The sequence below is a fragment of the Thioclava kandeliae genome (genome assembly GCF_040297545.1).
GTDB classification, from domain to species: Bacteria; Pseudomonadota; Alphaproteobacteria; order Rhodobacterales; family Rhodobacteraceae; genus Thioclava; species Thioclava kandeliae.
Map to the genome: position 1 here is coordinate 54,830 of NZ_JAYWLC010000008.1, position 14,076 is coordinate 68,905.

Below are 14,076 nucleotides of genomic sequence, written 5' to 3' on the forward strand. Positions count from 1 at the left end.
CCGAGGTATCGAATGTCTTCCCCTTCCACCCCGCAGCCCGCAAACCGGCCGGATTGCAGCGTCAAGTTTCCAGCCTATTGGGGCGATGTCGCGCAGGAACCCGCACTGGGCGCGGCCCCTCTCGCGGGCGAGGTCCGTTGCGATGTGGCGGTGATCGGTGCGGGCTATAGCGGGCTGACGGCTGCGATCGCGCTGGCCGAGCGCGGGCTCGATGTGCGCCTTCTCGAGGCGGGCCATGTCGGCTGGGGCGGATCGGGGCGCAATTCCGGCTCTGTCATCCGCGGCTTCAAGACCAGCCGCACGGGGTTGATCGCTCAATATGGACGTGAGCGCGGTGGCGCGATGTCAGCATTCGGCGACGGGACCGTGCAGCAGGTCTTCGATCTGGTCGCGCGCTTCGATATCAGATGCGATCTGCGCAAGAACGGCTGGATCCTGCCCGCCCATAATGCGGCGGGGCTTGCGCGCACCAGGGAACGTTGCGAGAGCTGGACGGCCGATGGCACGAAGGGCCTCGCGATGCTCGACCGCGCCCAGACGGCGGAGCATCTGGGCACCGAGACCTATATGGGGGCGATGATCGACCACGAATGTGGTGCGCTCAACCCGCTGGCCTATGCGCGCGGCCTTGCCCGTGCGGCGCAGGGCCTTGGCGTCATCCTCCATGAAAACAGCCCTGTCACCGGCCTCGAGCATGGTCCGGACGGCACAAGGGTGCGGACCGCACAGGGCGTGGTCCGGGCCGGACAGGTGCTGATCACCACCAATGCCTATGGCAACGGGCTCGACCGTGAAAGCGGCGCGCAGCTGGCCACCATCCACACCCATATGGTCGCCACCGACCCGATCCCCGAGGAGATCGCGGCACGGATCATGCGTCACGGCCAGTCGGCCTCCGACAGCCGCCGCATCCTGCATTACTGGCACATGGAAAGCGACCGGCGGATGCTGTTCGGCACCCGCGGCTTGCTGGACGGGCCGCGCAAGAATGGCGATTTCGCCCATGTCATCGCCTCCCTGCACCGCATCTATCCCGAGCTGAAAAACATCGGCATCAGCCATCGCTGGGCCGGACGGGTCGGGATGACGCGCGACTTCATGCCCCGTATCGACCAGCCCCGCCCCAACATCTGGACGGCCTATGGCTATTGCGGCCGCGGCGTGGCGATGGCCAGCTCCTATGGCACCCTCGTGGGCAAGGTCATGGCCGAAAAAGGAAATCTGGCGCAGATCGAGGTTCCCAACGGTCCCGCACCGAAGCTGCCCGCATTGCCGCTACGCCGGATGGGAATCGTCTCGGTCACCCAGCTCTACCGGATGATGGATATGGTCGCCTGAGGGCGGCCTTCCTTGACAAGCCCATGATGGCAGGTACATCTAGCCGCGATTATACATCCGGCCCCTGATGTGCCTGCGCGCTCGGGGCCCTGCATTTCCAGGACCATCGCCATGACGACAGACAGCCTCCGCAGCTTCGGTGAACGCCTTGCAGAACTTGCCGCCGCACGTGGCGAGGCGCTGGCACTGGTCTATATCGCGGCCGATGATCGCGAGACGCGGTTCTCCTGGGCCGAGATGGATGCGCAGGTCAACCGCTATGCCCGCGTGCTGATGGAAGAGGGCGTGACGCCGCGCGATGTGGTGGCCTTCGGGCTGCGCAACTCGCCCGCCCATCTGTTCACGACGCTGGCGATCTGGCGCCTCGGCGCGACGACGATGGGGTTCGACCCGAACCTGCCCCCCGAGACGCGTGACGCGCTTCTGTCGCGGGTCGAGGGCAAGCTGTGCATTCAGGAAACGCCCGATCCCGATTGTCTGGACCGCGCGACACTCGAGGCACGGGCCGCGGCCCAGAGCGCCGATCCCGTGCCCAATGTCACCTCGCATCCGGGCAAGATCCTGATGTCGGGCGGCTCGACCGGCCTGCCCAAACTGATGGCCGATGACCAGCCCTATCTGCGCGCACCCGGCAAGACCTGGGGCGATGTGGCGCCGGCGCTCGGGTTCCGCACCGATCAGGTGCAGCTGACCTGTGCGGCGATGTCGCATAACGCGCCCCTGACATGGACCCAGAACGGCATCTTCGAGGGCAACACCACCATCCTGATGGAGCGGTTCGACGCGGCAAAGGTGATCGCGGCCGTCGACCGGTTCAAGGTAGGCTTCCTGCTGACAGTGCCCACCATGCTGGTCAGGATGCTCGATCTCTGGCCCACCGCCAATGCCAGCTTCGCCTCGCTCCATGCGCTCTACCACACGGCGGCCCCCTGCCCTGTATGGCTGAAGAAAGCATGGATAGATATTCTTGGCCCCGAGCGTGTCTACGAGATGTATGGCTCGGGCGAGAATACCGGACAGACCGTCATTACCGGCCCCGAATGGCTGGAGCATGTGGGATCGGTTGGGCGGGGCTTCGAGACCCAGATCCGTATCCGCGATGCCCAAGGCGCGCTCCTCGGACCCGACGAGGTGGGCGAGGTCTTCATGCGCCCCGATGATCTTTCGGGCCGCTCGCGCTATCTGGGCAAGGATGCGCCGCAACCGCGTGCGGATGAGGACGGGTTCTATTCGGTGGGCGATGCCGGATGGCTCGACAAGGATGGCTATCTCTACCTGTCCGGACGGCGCGATGACGTGATCAATACCGGCGGCCATAAGGTCCATCCCGAGCGGGTCGAGGCCGCCCTCCTGCGCCATCCGCAGATCAACGACGCCGTCTGTTTCGGGGTGGAGGATCGTGACTGGGGGCAATCGGTGATGGCGCTCGTCTCTGGCCCCGATGCGCTGGATCTCGAGGAGGTGCGCGCCTTCCTGCGCGCGCATCTGGAGCCGGGCGACATTCCGAAAACGCTGCGTCAGCAGGACGCCCTGCCCCGCGACGGGTTCGGCAAGATCCGCCGCAAGGCGCTGCAGGCGCAGGAAAACGCTGCCCGCGCGCTTATGGAACCCTGATCCCGCGCGAGGCGATCTCGGCCTTGGCATGGCGCAGGAATGACTGGATCATTATGTAATTCAATCGGTTATGCTGGGTGATCGCAGAGAGCGTAATGTTGACCCGCGGCTCTAGCGCCACCGCGCGCAGATGCCGGAAGCGCGAGGATGTGGCCGTCAGCGCATCCATGATCGTAATGCCCAAGCCTTCCTCGACCATATGCCCCGCCACATTCATGAAGCGCACATCCATATCGGGCACCAGCCGCGCACCCTCCTTGCGGAAGGCCGCCTCGATCAGCGAGGCGATCCGGCTGGAGGTGCGCGCATTGATCATCACCTGATCCTCCAGATCGCGCGGGTTGACCGTGATCCGCCGCGCCAGCGGATTGGCCTCGTGCACCGCCACGACCATCTCCATTTCGGCCAGCGGCTCGAAATCGAGCGTGCTGCGCGGATGCGGCTCCATCGCCAGCCCGATATCGACAACGCCCTGCTCGACCTCTTCCATGATCACATCGAGCCGCTGCGTCTCGAGCGAGATCTCCACACCGCGATGCTCGGCCCAGAACCGCGCGAGCACCCGCGGCAGGAGTGTTTCCGACAGCTCGGAAGTCGCCACGATCCTCAGCCGCCCTTTCTTGCCCGATTTCAGATGCGCCGCCGTCTGGTTGATCGCCTCGGCCATGCGGAATAGCGGCTCCGCCTCGCCCAGCAGGATCAGCGCCTCCTGCGTGGGGTTCATCCGCTTCTGCGAGCGCTCGAACAGCGCAAAGCCCAACGTTCCTTCCATCGCCTTCACCGCGTTACTGACGGCGGGTTGCGACATGCCCAATGTCTCGGCGGCGGAGACGGTCGAACGGGTGCGCACCACGGCACGCAGAATCTCGAGCTGACGGAGGTTCATGGAAGCCTTTCAGGAGGAACCGGTTAGATGACCGAATTTTATCCATAAAATTCCGAGTCATCAATAATTTTAAAATATCCATGAGCATCAATAAATAATCCATAGTGATATTGCCGGAACCCCGATGCTGCCGGATAGTGGTCCCATGGTCACCAACCCCCTTCAGCACTCCGGTGACGTGGATCGGGCCCGACAAAAGGGCAAGAGTATCAAGGATTAAGAGTATGGATTTGTTGGCAGGCGTTCGCGTCCTCAGCTTCAATCACTATCTAGCAGGGCCGCTTGCAGCCCAGACGCTGGGCGATCTTGGCGCTGACGTGATCTGCATCGAACCTCCGGGCGGCGCCTTCCAGCGCAACTGGGCGGTGGCCAATAAATTCGTGGGCTCCGATAGCGTCAACCATCTGGCCACGGGGCGGAACAAACGCTCGATCGTGGTCGATCTGAAATCGCCCGCGGGTGTGGAGGCCGTGAAGAAACTGGCCGCCACCGCCGATGTGGTGATGGAGAATTTCCGCCCCGGCACGATGGAAAAGCTCGGCATCGGCTACGAGACCCTGCGCGAGATCAATCCGCGCCTGATCTATGCGGTTTCATCGGGCTTCGGCACCACCGGCCCGTGGAAGGACCGTCCCGGACAGGATCTGCTATTGCAGGCGCTTTCGGGCCTTGCCGCCCGCACGGGTCAGGCCGACGGGGCTCCCACCGCCGTGGGCACCGTGCTCGTTGATCAACATGCCGCCTCGCTCTATGCCATGTCCATTCTGGCGGCGCTCTATGCCCGCACACAAACCGGCAAGGGCCGTCTGGTCGAGGTGAACCTCTATCAGGCCGCCATCGACCTGCAGGGTGAATCGCTCACCGCCTTCCTCAACGGCGCGCAATCGGACAGCCCGCGCGGCCCGTCGGGGATTGCCTCGTGGTTCAGCCCCGGCCCCTATGGCATCCACACAACCGCCGATGGTTTCCTTGCCATCTCGATGGCGGCCCCTTCGGCGCTGGCCAAAGGGCTCGAGGCGCCCGAGCTCGCGCAATTCGGCGATGACGAGAGTTTCACCAAGCGCGAGGAGATCACCTGCGCGGTGAGTGCGCGTCTGGCGCAGCATCCCACCGCGCATTGGTTGCCGATGCTGGAGGCCGCCAAGGTCTGGCACGCGCCGGTGCAGGATTATCCCGACCTGATGGACGATCCGCAGCTCTCCCATCTGGGCGCTTTTGAAACCACCACAAATGCCTCGGGCGAGGAGATCACCATGGTGATGCATCCGGCCCGCTATGATGGCCAATCCCCCAAAACCCGCCTGATCCCGCAACCGCTCGGCGCCCAGACCCGCGAGGTTCTGGCCGAGCTGGGGCTGAGCCCCGACGAGATCGAGGCCCTGATCGAAACCGGCGCGGTTCGCGCTGCCTGACTTGACGCGCCGCCTCGCGCGGCCCCTCCGGAAGAAGAACATGATCGATTTCTCCATCCCCGAAGAAACCCGTATGCTGGTCGACACCGTGCGCCGCTTCGTCGAGACCGAAGTGCAGCCGCTCGAGGCCGAGGTCGAGGAAACCGCCCGCGTGCCCGCCGACAAGCTCGCGGTCATCAAGGCCAAAGCACAGGAGCTCGGCCTTTATGCCATGAACATGCCCGAGGATGTGGGCGGTGGCGGCCTGAGCTGTGTGGACCATTGCTTTGTCGAGGAAGAGCTGGGCAAGACCTCGGATGCGCTGATCCGTCGCGTTTTCGGTCAGGTCTATCCGATGCTTCTCGAGTGCAAGGGTGAGCAGCGCGAGAAATACCTCCTGCCCACCGTGCGTGGCGAGAAGATCTGCGCCATGGCGATCACCGAACCGGGCGCGGGCTCGGATGCGGCCTCGATCTCGACCAATGCGGTGCTCGAGGGCAATGAATGGGTGATCAACGGCACCAAGCATTTCATCTCGGATGGCGATATCGCCGATTACGTCATCGTCATGGCGCTGACCGATAAGGACAAGCGCGCCCGCGGCGGCATCACGCTCTTCCTTGTGGACAAGGGCATCGCGGGCTTCAAGGTCTCGCGCACCCAGCCGATGATGGGCCATCGCGGCTATGGCCATGCGGAACTGGTATTCGACAATGTGCGCATCCCCAAAGACGCGGTGCTGGGCGAGGTCGGTCAGGGCTTCAAGCTGATCATGACCTCGGTCGAGGAAATCCGGCTGGCCCATATCGGCGCGCGCGCCGTGGGAATGGCCACCCGCGCACTCGATCTGATGCGCGACTATGCCGCCGACCGTAAACAGTTCGGCCAGCCCATCGGCGACTTCCAGATGGTCCAGAAGCTGATCGCAGATAGCGCGACCGAGATCTTCGGCGTGAAGATGATGGTGCTGAACACCGCCTGGGAAATCGATCAGGGCCGCGATGTGCGCACCAAGGTTTCGGCGGTCAAGGTTGCCGCCTCCGAGATGCAGGGCCGCGTGGTCGACCGCGCCATTCAGGTCTTCGGCGGGATGGGCTTCACCAAGGAGATGCCGCTCGAACGGATGTATCGCGATGCCCGCGTCACCCGCATCTATGACGGCACCTCCGAGATCCACCGCATGCTGATCGCGCGCGGCGTGATCAAAAAAGGCTTCGATATTCTGGGGGTATGAGCATGAGCACTCTGAAAACCGGCGACAGCTTCGCCTTCCGCAAAACCATCACCGTGGCCGAACAGGCCATGTTTACCGGCATCAGCGGCAACCTTGGCGGTCTTTACGTCGACGCCACCCGCGCCCGCGCTCTGGGGGCCCCCGCGCAGGTGGCCTTCGAATTGATCGCTGGCGCCATGGCGTCCACGGCCCTCAATCGCCTGGCCGGCCCCGAGTGGCGCATCAGGGGCGTGAGCTTCGAGTTCCCCGTGCCCGTCCATATCGGCAATTCCATCGCGGCACGCGCCGAGGTCACCACCCTGAGCGGGACCGAGATCACCTGCGCGATCACCTGCACCCTGAACCCCGAAGGCACCATTGTGGCCACCGGCAGCGCACAGCTCGTGCCCTACGCAGCCTGAGCGGAGATCGCCATGTATGATCCCAAATCCTTTGACGATCTGGAGGTTGGCGACAAGGTCACTCTGAACAAGACCGTCACCGAAGCCGATGGCGCGCTCTATATTGCCGCAACCGGCGATTTCGGCCCTGTCCATATCGACGAGGCCTATGCCGCCGACACCCGTTTCGGCCAGCGCCTTGCCCCCGGCATCATGGTGGCGGGGCTGTGCACCTCGGTGCTGACCGCCGAGCTTGTCGGGACCATCGGCGTCTCCATCGAGGACCGTTTCTGGTTCACCGGCCCCGTTTTCTATGGCGATACGATCTCGTTCTCGGTCTGGATTGCCGAGAAGGTCGAGGAGAACCGGACCATCATCTGGGAAGCCAGCGCCACCAACGAGACCGGACTCGAGGTTCTCAAGGCCCGCGCCACGCTGAAATTCCCTCGCCGTAAACCTGCCGCCTGAGGAGCACATCATGAGCAAACTGACAGGCAAGGATCTGCATGGCCTCACGGTCGCGACCGTTCTGCCGTTCCTTGAGGATATGTCCATCGACTGGGCGGGCTATGACCGCGTGCTGGACCATTGCGCCTGCCCTGCGGGGATCACGGCGGTGCTGGTCAATGGCCATGCGGGCGAGGGCGGCGCGCTCAGCGATGCCGAGCGCGTCGAGGTGATCCGCCGCACCCGCGCCAAAATCGGCCCCAAACCGCTTCTGGCAGGCGTGATCGCCCATGCGACCGATGTGGCCATCGATCAGGCGCGTCAGGCCGAGGCCGCAGGCGCCGATTGTATCGTGGTCTTCCCCGCCATTCCGCTGGGAGGGGGCGCCTCGCTGACCGCCCGCGCCCCCAGAGCCTATGTCGAGGCCATCGCGCGGGCCGTCTCGCTACCAGTGTCGATCTTCCAGTATCCGCTCGGGTCGGGCATGGGCTATGCGCCAAAGGTGCTGGCCGAGATCGCCTCTGTGCCGGGTGTGATCGCGGTGAAGGAAGGCTGTGACAGCATCCTCGCCTATGACGAGAACCTGCGCGCCCTGCGCGCATCGGCCCCCGATGTGGCGGTGCTCGCCTCGAATTTCAACTGGTTCCTGCCACAGCTGGCCATCGGGTGCGACGGGATCCTGTCGGGTCTCATCAGCCTTGTGCCGGATCTGTTCATCGATCTGTGGACGGCTGCGAAATCCAATGATCTCGTAGCTTTACGCGCAGCCAATGACCGTCTCTATCCTGTGATCCGCGCCATCTACCATGACCAGCCGGTTATGGATATGCACACGCGTATGAAGACCGGACTGAAAGAGATGGGCATCATCGCCAATGACGCGCCCCGTGCGCCCCTGATGCCGGTGCTGCCCGAGCAAAGGGCCAAGATCGTCGCCGCCCTGCGCGCGACCGGACAGTTGGCCGAACATGTCTGAGGACCCCATGGACGACGCCCCCTTCACCCATATCGTGCGCGTGGATATCGACCCCGAACACGAGGACGCCTTTGCCGAATGGTATGTCAGCCAGCATTTCCCCGATCTGCTCGCCTGCCCCGGCTGGTTGAGCGCCCAACGCTATATCACTGTGGGCGAGGGCCAGAAATATGCCGCCGTCTACGAGGTCGCAGGCAAATGGGCCTTCGACACGCCGGAATTCCATAAGGTGAAAGGCTTTGGTCCCTTCACCCCCCATGTCAGAAATTTCGCTCGCGTCCAGATCCGCGCGATCACCGAGAAATTCTGATAAGACCGGCCGGGGGGGCATGGTGCCTGCCCGGTTTCTGATAGCGGCCATGAAGACGCCGCGTCGACCAACAAGGGAACTCCCAGATGTTCAAACTCCCCAAGATTGCCGCATTGAGTGTCGCACTCGTGGCGCCGCTGGCCGCCCATGCCCAGTGCACGCCCGCCATTGCCGATGCCGACCTGATCGATGCGGGCAAGCTGCAACTCTCGATCAACCCCACCAACCCGCCGCAGCAATTCGTCGACAAGGACGGCAAGCTGCAGGGTCTGAATGTGGATCTGGCCGACGAGATCTCCAAACGCGTCTGCGTCGATGTGGAGCTCGTGCGCATGGACTTTCCCGCGATGATCCCCGCCATGAAGGGAGGCCGGATCGACGGGATGAATACCGGCATGTTCTGGACCGAGGAGCGCTCCAAGATGATGTGGACCGTTCCCTATTCCGAGCAGTCGATCGCCGTTATCGCCAAGCCGGGCAGCGACGAGAAACTGTCCTCGGAGACCGATCTCGAGGGCAAGACCGTGGGCGTCGAGACCAACAGCTACCAGCAGAACTGGCTGAAGAAGCTCAACGAGACCAATGTCGCGGCGGGCAAGAAAGAGATCGACATCCGCGGCTTCGCCACCGCCAGCGCCGTTGTGGCCGCGCTACAGGCCGGTCAGGTCGATAACGCGCTGGTCGTCGACAGCGTTGGCGCGGATCTGGTCAAGCGCGAGAAGGCGAAAGAGGTGCTGACGGGCCTTGGCAAGACCCGCACCACGATGGCATTCGCCAACAAGAACGTGGCCGATGCTGTCGTGAAGGCGATGGACGAGATGCAGGATGACGGCACCTATCAGGCGCTCTTCGACAAATGGAAGCTCTCGCCGCTGCCCGAGGGCGAGAAAGTGTCCATCGCAGGCCCCGGCCCCTCGAACTGAGGGCGTAAGCTGAGCCACTGAGTGCATAAAAAAGGATCACGCCAATGACCGTATTCGATCCCGAAGCCTTTTTCGGCTATCTGGTCAACAGCTTCCTGATCGGCGGCGTTGGCGTGACCATCGCCCTGACCGTGGCCTCCGTGATCGGGGGCCTCATCCTTGGGACAGCCATCGCGATGGCGCGTATGTCCCCGCAACGCCTGATCAGCCTGCCCGCCCGCGCCTATATCTGGTTCTTCCGCGGCACGCCTTTGCTGATCCAGCTGGTCGTCATCTATACCGGCCTGCCGCAATTGGGGCTGAAGCTCGATGTGATCACCTGTGCCCTTGTCGGGCTGATCCTGCACGAGGCCGCGTATATGGCCGAAATCGTGCGCTCGGGCTTCATGTCGGTGCCCAAAGGCCAGACCGAGGCAGGCTGGTCGCTCAACCTCTCGCCCTTTACCATCTTCTGGCGGGTGACCCTACCGCAGGCGTTCCGCCTGATGGTGCCGCCTCTGGGCAACTCGATCAACAGCCTCCTCAAGGCCACCTCGCTGGCCTCGGTCATCTCGGTCGAAGAGATCATGCGCCGTTCCGACGAGCTGATGCAGCAGGATTTCCAGACGCTCGAGGTCTATGCCGCGGCCGCCTGCTATTACCTCTTGCTGACCACGCTCTGGGATCTTGCCCAACGCCGGATCGAGGCGCATTTCGCCCGCTCCTTCACCCAGACTGCGGCCAGAAAGCCCAATCCCAAAGCCGCCTGAACCGAGGGAAACGCTATGCCCGATTTCACCCCAGCCAAGACCCATGGCACCCCGATCCCCGCCGTCCGCATGGCCGCTGTCTATAAATACTATGGCGAGTTCCGCGCCCTGACCAATGTGAATATGGTGGTCAGTCCCGGCGAGCGGGTGGTGGTCTGCGGCCCCTCGGGATCCGGCAAATCCACCCTGATCCGCTGCATCAACCATATCGAGAAACGTGATGATGGCATGATCTCGGTCAATGGCACCGATCTCAATGGCACCCGCGCCAATATCGCCAAGGTGCGCTCGCTCACGGGGATGGTGTTCCAGGGGTTCAACCTCTTCCCGCATATGACCATTCTCGAGAACTGCGTGCTGGCGCCGATGTCTTCGCTCGGGCTCGGGCGACCGGAGGCGGAGGCCCGCGCCATGGCCTATCTGGAAAAGGTCCGTATCGCCGAACAGGCGCATAAATATCCCATCCAGCTGTCGGGCGGCCAGCAACAGCGCGTGGCCATTGCCCGCTCGCTCTGCATGGAGCCCGAGATCATGCTCTTTGACGAACCGACCTCGGCGCTCGACCCCGAGATGGTCAAGGAGGTTCTGGAAACGATGGAGACACTCGCGAAAGACGGCATGACCATGATCTGCGTGACCCACGAGATTGGCTTTGCGCGTCAGGTTGCCGATCGCGTGGTGTTCATGGATCGTGGCGAGATCATCGAGGAAGCCCCGCCCGCGGAGTTCTTCGACAGGCCGCAAAGCGCGCGCGCCAAGGAGTTTCTGGCCCAGATCCTGCATTGAGCCGGACCCGATTATCCCCGACTGGCCGTATCCTTCCGGATGCGGCCTTTTTTATGGCTCCTGCGGTTCGGTGCCATACAGGCAGACAGGAAAATGGCGGGCCCCAACACACGGGGCCCGCCATCCACACACGCTACTCGTTATGCAACCAACACACTCGTTACATACATAGGCTGGACCCTATTTCGGGCCCATAACCAGATCGGGCAACCACAGAGTGATCTGCGGGAAGCTTGCGATCAGGATCAGGACGATGATCGGGGGGATCATCAAAGGGAGGATGGCGACCGAAAGGCGCTCGAATTTCACGCCCGAGACCGCCGACATCAGATAGAGGCCGACGCCCAGCGGTGGCGTGGCGATACCCAGCAGCAGGGCCAATGTGATCACCATCCCGAATTGCACGCGGTCGATCCCGAAGGCATCAGCGGCAGGCAGCAGGAGCGGCAACAGAATGATCTTGGCGGGCGAGGCTTCCATGAAACAGCCGATGATCACCAGAAGCACGATGGTGAACACCATGAAGACCCAACGCTGGTTGATCGCCTCGAGAAGCCCCGAGGCGAAGGCCTGCGGCACCTGCTCGAAGGCGAAGAGCCAGCCCATGATCTGCGAGAAACCGATGATCATCATGATCAGCGCCGAGAGCCGTGCCGAGGAGGCCAGCGCGTCCCAGATGCCGCGCGCCGTGAGCGAGCGGTAGAACAGGCCGATCAGGATCGAATAGCCGCAGGCAATGACCCCGGCTTCGGTCGCTGTGGCAAAGCCGAAGACGATGGCGCCAAGGATGATCCCCGGTGCAATCAGCGCGGGAATCCCTTCCATGGCGCTGGTGCCCACCTGCCGCAGGGTGGCGCGGTTTTCACGCGGCATCGGGGTCCATGTCGAGACCACGCGGATATAGAGAATGAAAGACAGCGCCACCAGAATGCCCGGCACGATCCCTGCAAGGAAGAGCCGCGCGACCGATTCATTGGCAAGCCACGCATACACGATGAGCGAGATCGAAGGCGGCACGATCGGCCCCACCAGCGAGGTGGCCACGGTCAGTGCTGCCGAGAATTCCGGCGAGTAGCCACGCTCGCGCATGGCGCGGACCTCGAGCTGTCCGAGCCCCGCGATATCGGCCGTTGCCGCCCCCGACACACCCGCAAAAAGGAGCGAGGCGATGACGTTGACATAGGCCAGACCCGCACGGAAATGCCCCACCAGCGCGAGGCAGAAATTGAAGATCCGGTCGGTCAGCCCGACCGCATTCATCAGGTTACCGGCCAGAATGAAGAAGGGGATCGACAAGAGCGCGGGTTTGGCCGCCCCATCGAGGATCTGCTGCGGCACAACCAGAGCCATATCGCCGAAACCGGCAAAATAGAGCCCCGCAATCGAGCTGGCACCGATGGCGATGGTGACCGGAACACCCAGTAGCATAAGCAGGATAAACCCGCCGATGACGATGAAACCAAGGGTCATTCGGGCGCTCCCTCGACTGTGTCATTGCGGGCGAAGGCCTCGCCTTGCCCCGTCAGGATACGCAGGAAATCCAGCGCGAAATGCGCAAAAACCAGAATGGACGAGATAAACAGCGGCCCCGAGCGGACATAGATCGGCAGGGCGATGGCCTCCATCGGCTTGGATTGCAGCTTCAGGAGTTCGGGCGCCCCGCGCAGGATTGCGGCCATCGTCAGCATCCCGATCACACAGACCAGAAGCCCGCCCAGCTTGCGCACGGGGCGCGGCAATCGCGTCATGACGATATCCACGACCACGTCATGACGCAGCCGGATATAGACGAAAAGCCCCAAAAGCAGCATCCAGACGAACAGAAGCATCGTCCAGTTGAAGATCCAGCCATAGGCCACCCCGAGGAACGAGCGGGAGAGCACGTTATAGAGGTTGAGCCCGACCATTACCGCAAGGATTACGGCACAGATCACGCCAAACACCATCGCAATGGCATCCAGCACGCTGTCGCAGGCGCGCACCAGCCCCTTCGGGCTGGTGGCTGGGGAATTTCCGCCGGAGACCGCCATGATTACTTGTCACGCGCGGCGTCGACCGCGTCCAGAAGACCTTCGGGCAGTTTGCCCTCCTTGTCATATTCGGCGTAGAAATCTTTCATCTTGGCCACCAGCGGTGCGGTGTCGAACTCGAAATTCACATTCACGCCGTCATGCGCCTCGAGATCGGCCTTGAGCGTGGCCGACTGTTTGGCCAGAAGGTCACGGCCATAGGCTGCTGCTTCCTTATGTGCGCGCAAAAGCGCCTGCTGATCGGCCTCGGGGAGCTTTTCCCATGCCTTCTCGCTCATCATGAATGCCACTGCCTGCGGATATTCATCGGTGCGGATGATATTCGGCGCGACCTCGTAAAAGCGCATCGATTCAATCGATTCAGCAGGTGCGGTCACCGCGTCGACGATCCCGCGATTGATGCCGTCATAGACCTCGCCCCACGGCAATACGCGCACTTCGGCGCCCAGATAGGTCCAGGCATCGATCATCAGGTCGCTCTGGTACTGGCGGATCTTCAGGCCTTTGATGTCATCTGCGGTCTCGATCGGCTTGGTGGTCAAGAGCGTGCGGAACGACCCGCGCGGCATCGCCGGAATATCGCCCAGCACGGAGATGCCCGCCTCGTCCTTGACCTCGTTCAGCCAGCCCTGGAACAGATCACCATCGATGAAGCGTGCCCAATGGTCATAATCGTCGAACAGGAAGGGGGAGGCCGCGAATTTGATACCCGGCTCCCAGCGCGACATGAAGCCCACAGCCGAAGGCGCCAGCTGGATCACACCCGCCGAAAGCTGTTCGACCACCGAGTCCATCGAGCCGATCTGTTCATTGGGATAGATCTTGATCGTCAGATCACCATTCGAATACTCGTCGACCAGATCCGCGAATTTCTGATAGGTCTGCCCCTCGAAACTGTCCGGCGTCATCATCGACGACAGCCGCCATGTTTCGGCATGGGCGGGCAGAGCAAGACCGGCGGCCATCAGCGCACCAGCGATACGGAACATCATCGACATCGTGTAACTCCTGT

The 14,076-nt window shown here is 62.8% G+C and carries 15 protein-coding genes; 11 read left to right on the forward strand and 4 right to left on the reverse strand.

Annotation, left to right across the window (positions count from 1 at the left end; translation table 11 throughout):
* The first annotated feature begins 12 nt into the window (after window positions 1–12).
* Both VSX56_RS11450 and VSX56_RS11455 read left to right on the forward strand, forming a co-directional pair.
* Window positions 13–1,338 (forward strand): NAD(P)/FAD-dependent oxidoreductase, encoded by a 1,326-nt coding sequence (locus VSX56_RS11450; protein WP_350937194.1) that lies wholly within the window; start codon window positions 13–15, stop codon window positions 1,336–1,338.
* A 111-nt stretch (window positions 1,339–1,449) separates the two neighbouring features.
* A complete protein-coding gene (locus VSX56_RS11455; protein WP_350937196.1) occupies window positions 1,450–2,952 on the forward strand; it encodes an AMP-binding protein in 1,503 nt (500 codons plus the stop codon).
* Here the strand turns inward: VSX56_RS11455 and VSX56_RS11460 are convergent.
* Window positions 2,939–3,838 carry a LysR family transcriptional regulator gene (locus tag VSX56_RS11460; RefSeq protein WP_339115487.1) on the reverse strand — a complete coding sequence of 300 codons (900 nt, stop codon included), beginning with the start codon at window positions 3,836–3,838 and terminating at the stop codon, window positions 2,939–2,941. The two genes, VSX56_RS11455 and VSX56_RS11460, sit on opposite strands and share 14 nt — an antisense overlap.
* Window positions 3,839–4,062: 224 nt before the next feature.
* Here VSX56_RS11460 and VSX56_RS11465 point away from each other — a divergent pair, with 224 nt between their 5' ends.
* The 9 genes from VSX56_RS11465 (at window position 4,063) to VSX56_RS11505 (ending at window position 11,034) form a co-directional block, all read left to right on the forward strand.
* A complete protein-coding gene (locus tag VSX56_RS11465) occupies window positions 4,063–5,250 on the forward strand; it encodes a CaiB/BaiF CoA transferase family protein (RefSeq protein WP_350937198.1) in 1,188 nt (395 codons plus the stop codon).
* Window positions 5,251–5,290: 40 nt separating this feature from the next.
* On the forward strand, window positions 5,291–6,463 hold the full coding sequence (locus tag VSX56_RS11470; RefSeq protein ID WP_350937201.1) for an acyl-CoA dehydrogenase family protein: 1,173 nt from the start codon (window positions 5,291–5,293) through the stop codon (window positions 6,461–6,463).
* Window positions 6,464–6,465: 2 nt separating this feature from the next.
* Window positions 6,466–6,864, forward strand: coding sequence for a hotdog family protein (locus VSX56_RS11475; RefSeq protein WP_350937203.1), 399 nt, complete (start codon window positions 6,466–6,468; stop codon window positions 6,862–6,864).
* Between the two features lie 12 nt (window positions 6,865–6,876).
* Window positions 6,877–7,311, forward strand: a complete 435-nt coding sequence (locus VSX56_RS11480) for a MaoC family dehydratase (protein WP_339115483.1) — start codon at window positions 6,877–6,879, stop codon at window positions 7,309–7,311.
* Window positions 7,312–7,321: 10 nt separating this feature from the next.
* Window positions 7,322–8,266, forward strand: a complete 945-nt coding sequence (locus tag VSX56_RS11485) for a dihydrodipicolinate synthase family protein (RefSeq protein ID WP_350937206.1) — start codon at window positions 7,322–7,324, stop codon at window positions 8,264–8,266.
* A 7-nt stretch (window positions 8,267–8,273) separates the two neighbouring features.
* Complete coding sequence (locus VSX56_RS11490) at window positions 8,274–8,576, forward strand: hypothetical protein (RefSeq protein WP_339115481.1); 303 nt, start codon at window positions 8,274–8,276, stop codon at window positions 8,574–8,576.
* 86 nt (window positions 8,577–8,662) lie between these two features.
* Window positions 8,663–9,499: an ABC transporter substrate-binding protein gene (locus VSX56_RS11495; protein WP_350937209.1), complete on the forward strand. Its 837-nt coding sequence runs from the start codon at window positions 8,663–8,665 to the stop codon at window positions 9,497–9,499.
* 44 nt (window positions 9,500–9,543) lie between these two features.
* Window positions 9,544–10,248 carry an amino acid ABC transporter permease gene (locus VSX56_RS11500; RefSeq protein ID WP_349294987.1) on the forward strand — a complete coding sequence of 235 codons (705 nt, stop codon included), beginning with the start codon at window positions 9,544–9,546 and terminating at the stop codon, window positions 10,246–10,248.
* A 15-nt stretch (window positions 10,249–10,263) separates the two neighbouring features.
* Window positions 10,264–11,034 (forward strand): amino acid ABC transporter ATP-binding protein, encoded by a 771-nt coding sequence (locus tag VSX56_RS11505; protein WP_434096027.1) that lies wholly within the window; start codon window positions 10,264–10,266, stop codon window positions 11,032–11,034.
* A gap of 180 nt (window positions 11,035–11,214) precedes the next feature.
* Here VSX56_RS11505 and VSX56_RS11510 read toward each other — a convergent pair whose 3' ends face one another.
* Genes VSX56_RS11510 through VSX56_RS11520 form a run of 3 tightly spaced genes read right to left on the reverse strand, consistent with a single transcriptional unit; the run spans window position 11,215 to window position 14,062 of the window.
* Window positions 11,215–12,504, reverse strand: a complete 1,290-nt coding sequence (locus VSX56_RS11510; protein ID WP_339115478.1) for a TRAP transporter large permease — start codon at window positions 12,502–12,504, stop codon at window positions 11,215–11,217.
* Window positions 12,501–13,064, reverse strand: a complete 564-nt coding sequence (locus VSX56_RS11515) for a TRAP transporter small permease (protein WP_339115477.1) — start codon at window positions 13,062–13,064, stop codon at window positions 12,501–12,503. Before VSX56_RS11515 ends, VSX56_RS11510 begins: the two co-directional genes overlap by 4 nt.
* 2 nt (window positions 13,065–13,066) lie before the next feature.
* A complete protein-coding gene (locus VSX56_RS11520) occupies window positions 13,067–14,062 on the reverse strand; it encodes a TRAP transporter substrate-binding protein (protein ID WP_349294985.1) in 996 nt (331 codons plus the stop codon).
* Between the last annotated feature and the right edge of the window lie 14 nt (window positions 14,063–14,076).